We start from the raw sequence: 3,377 nt of genomic DNA, 5'->3' as shown, positions 1-3,377 counted from the left end.
TGGCCACTGCACAATTCATACTTCGGCGCTGGCTTAGCACGGACACCAAAACGAGTCCACCGCTCCACATTCAACTGGAACAAGCCTTGAGAATCACACTAGCCGGATTCGACTAATCGCGGACCGCGATGAACCATCGCGCTCGGCGGCAGCCGCGGCCGTTGCCACGTCCACAGCCCGGAGGACCCGGCCGGTAACCCGAAACCCCACACCATATTTGTAACGGCAACCACCGGTGATCAAATGGGCTAACCCTAGTGGGGCAGGCGCAATTGCTAGGTAGAGCCCGCTTTTCGGGTGGCAAGATACTGATTCCAGTCGCGTTTGGCATATGCCGCCCAGCGGGTCGCGGTGACGATATCGATGGCGAGTAGGTCGGCCAGAACTGCGCCCGGTAACTCGGCTGCCATTGTGATGAGGCCGGTGTTGCGACCGCCTCGGATTGTCAGGCCGCTATGTTTGAGTCGCTTGCCGAACACGCCCGAGTTGACTGGGCGGTCTGGTGTTCGTCCGGGAAACAGGAGCCGGTCCGGTGTTGAGGGTTCGGGCAGGGTCGAGCGCCGGGTTGGACGCGGCAGTTGTGCGAGCAGTTGGGCGAGCTTAGGAGGCAGCACCATTTCGTGGTCGCGCAGGGTGAGGTAGGTGTGGCCGTCCTGGGTGTGTATCTGGTTCTGTCGTAACCCGAGTACTCGCATGGTGGTGATTCCGTACAGCAGGATGAGCGCACCACTGGCGCGCACATCGATGTCAATGGTGTTGTCGTTGAGGCATCGGCGGAGTTGCTCGAGGTGCGTGGCTTCGTCGATGAACACCGAGGGCGGGCTGGGTCGGTTGGCCGGCGCGGAGGCGCCGTGGGTGATGCGACGCTGAGTTGTCCAGTGCAGGAAGGGCCGGATCTCTCGGTGTCGCCAGGTGCCGTGGGCCAACCAGTTGTCGATGTCTGCTTGGTCCATGGTGGCGAGGGTGCGTCCCCGGGTCTCGAGCCAAGCGAGGAATTCCAGTGCGACGCACACCTGGCGGCGAATGCGTGCTGCCCGGTGTCGGCGTCGTCTGAAAACTGACCCCGTGTCCCCGGGTGGTTTCTAGGGGCGGTCGCAACACTTCTCTAGGTTCTGGAGGTTGTGTTGTCATCGTCGCGTCGCGTGAAAAAAGGCCCGGGCCGACGGCCACAGTCCGCCAAGCGTGAGCGATTTACGGAGCTGCGCGCCCGGGGCTGGTCCATCTTGGCGGCGGGTCGTGAAGTCGGTGTGTCCCGTACCGCAGCAAACAATTGGGCAAGGGGGTACAAAACCTATCGGCGTGGCGAGGCCGTGGGATTCGTGCCCGCACTCGATCGTTTGGCTGTGCGCCAGATCAGCGATCGCTATCTATCCGAAGAGGAGCGGATCGGCATCGCCGATCTGCGCCGCACGGGCATGGGTGTTCGGCAGATCGCCACCACGCTTGGCCGGGCACCATCGACCGTATCGAGGGAGTTGCGCCGCAACAGCCGCCGCGACGGCCAGTACCGGCCGTTTGAAGCCCACCGCTGGGCGGTTCAGCGCAGAGCGCGTCGTCACCAGCGGCGGGTCGACAAGAATCCCGCCCTGTGTGACCTGATCGCCGAGCTCCTCGCTCAACGGTGGAGCCCGCAGCAGATCGCCCGACACTTGCGGCGCGAATACCCCGAGGACCGATTGATGTGGTTGTGCCACGAAAGCATCTACCGGGCTGTGTACCAACCCCATTCGCGCTTGATACGGCCGCCACAGGTCAGGTCGTCACACCGGGGTCCGTTGCGCACTGGCAGGACCCATCGCCGCGCGCACCAGCGGCCGGGTCGGCGGCGTCCGAGGTTCGCCCAGCCGATGTTGTCGATCCATCAGCGGCCATTCGCTCCCGCCGACCGCAGCCAGCCGGGGCATTGGGAAGGTGACCTCGTGCGCCACGAGGCGCTGTGTGACCGAGCGGAGGTGAGAGACCTGCGCCGTTGTGCTGTCGCAGCAGCGTAACGAAGCTGGGGGCAGCCTGGACCGGGAGACGCCGGCGAGGGTGGTAAGCAGCCCCGACAACGACGGGACAGGCCGGCACTACCGGATGGCCTGGGTCCGGCAAGCATGAGGAGAAGGTGTACGCGAGGAACCAGTGTTTTAACGCCTCTCAAGTCTCCCGCCAGCTCTAACCCGGTGGATTCGGGCTGGTCTGCGATGCGCACCAACACCACTGGCGTCTCGGTGTTGGGAACTCCGGCTGCGGTTTAGGTCGCTGCCGCTGGAGGCCACGGTGAATGCCTGCGGCGTAGCCGTGGCGATATCGCAGGGGCATAGCTGGGCACCTCCCTCCTCGAGCGGTCAGCAGTGAACGTGGGAACCATCGCGAGGCTCCCGTGTCGTCGTCCTCAGCCGAGGGCGCCGAATCCGGGTTGACGCGTCGTCTGTCGATGGCCACGCGGTGGGGCGGAGGGGCCGTAGTAGTCCGAGCGGGGGAAAGCCTCGTGCATGGCGAAGGGCCCCAGCGGAATTGATGCAGCGAACACGACACGAACGGAGGCACTGGTGAATACCGGTGAGCTGTCATGGCCCGATCCCGATCAGGCGGCATGGCAGGGAGCGTCCCGGGGAGTGGTGTAAGTGATGGCGGCGTGTCGGTCCCTGACGTAAGAGGGCCATCGCGTGAGTCTCTGTGGTGAAACGACCAAGAATCACTACCGAGAGGAACATCGCGATGGCCCTGGACCAGTCTGCCTTGCTGGAGGTGCTCGACGCACTGCGCACCGCCGATGCCGGTGAGCGGATCACTCAAGCCGCCGAAACGATCTACCAAGCCTTGATCGACGCGGAGTTGACCGCGTTCATCGGGGCTTCTCCCCATGAGCGCACCGAGACCCGCTCCAATCAGCGCAACGGCTCGCGTCCGCGCACGCTGTCCACGGTCGCAGGGGACCTGGAACTGCGGATTCCCAAGCTGCGCACCGGGTCATTTTTCCCGGCGTTGTTGGAGCGGCGTCGCCGGGTCGATCAGTGCTTGTTCGCGGTGGTGATGGAGGCCTACCTGCACGGCACCTCCACCCGCAAGGTCGACGATCTGGTCAAGGCACTGGGTACCGATACCGGGATCTCCAAAAGCGAGGTCAGCCGGATCTGCAAAGACCTCGACACCGAGGTCGCGGCCTTCCGGGACCGGCCGTTGGGTGATCAGCGCTTTCCGTATGTCTTCCTCGACGCCACCTACTGCAAGGCCCGGGTGAATCATCGGGTGGTGTCGCAGGCGGTGGTCATCGCCACCGGGGTGGCCGCTGACGGGCGCCGCGAGGTACTGGGCTTTGAGGTCGGAGACTCCGAGGACGGGGCGTTCTGGACCGCGTTTTTGCGGTCGTTGAAATCCCGCGGTCTGGCCGG

Annotated in this window: 1 protein-coding gene and 3 pseudogenes; 3 read left to right on the top strand and 1 reads right to left on the bottom strand. The window is 64.5% G+C overall.

Features of this window, described 5'->3' with window-relative positions; translation table 11 throughout:
- Positions 1 to 116, top strand: a pseudogene (locus tag NF20_RS28355) (TetR family transcriptional regulator); the annotation flags it as partial.
- Positions 117 to 275: 159 nt separating this feature from the next.
- Here the strand turns inward: NF20_RS28355 and NF20_RS19950 are convergent.
- Positions 276 to 953 (bottom strand): hypothetical protein, encoded by a 678-nt coding sequence (locus NF20_RS19950; protein WP_174814221.1) that lies wholly within the window; start codon positions 951 to 953, stop codon positions 276 to 278.
- 390 nt (positions 954 to 1,343) lie between these two features.
- On the opposite strand from NF20_RS19950, the pseudogene NF20_RS26635 reads away from it, so the two are divergent.
- Together NF20_RS26635 and NF20_RS19940 are read left to right on the top strand one after the other, a co-directional pair.
- Positions 1,344 to 1,922: pseudogene (locus tag NF20_RS26635) on the top strand (IS30 family transposase); the annotation flags it as partial.
- A 781-nt stretch (positions 1,923 to 2,703) separates the two neighbouring features.
- A pseudogene (locus NF20_RS19940) lies at positions 2,704 to 3,377 on the top strand (IS256-like element IS1245 family transposase); the annotation flags it as partial.

Source organism: Mycobacterium sp. MAC_080597_8934, from assembly GCF_000523975.1.
Classification (GTDB): Bacteria; Actinomycetota; Actinomycetes; order Mycobacteriales; family Mycobacteriaceae; genus Mycobacterium; species Mycobacterium avium.
Note: the sequence above shows the minus strand (reverse complement) of the source record. Positions and strands in the feature narration are given on the sequence as shown.

What these genes read in the sequence shown, in the direction of transcription:
- NF20_RS19950 (WP_174814221.1), bottom strand. Translation starts at nt 953, where the DNA reads ATGGACCAAGCAGACATCGACAACTGGTTGGCCCACGGCACCTGGCGA.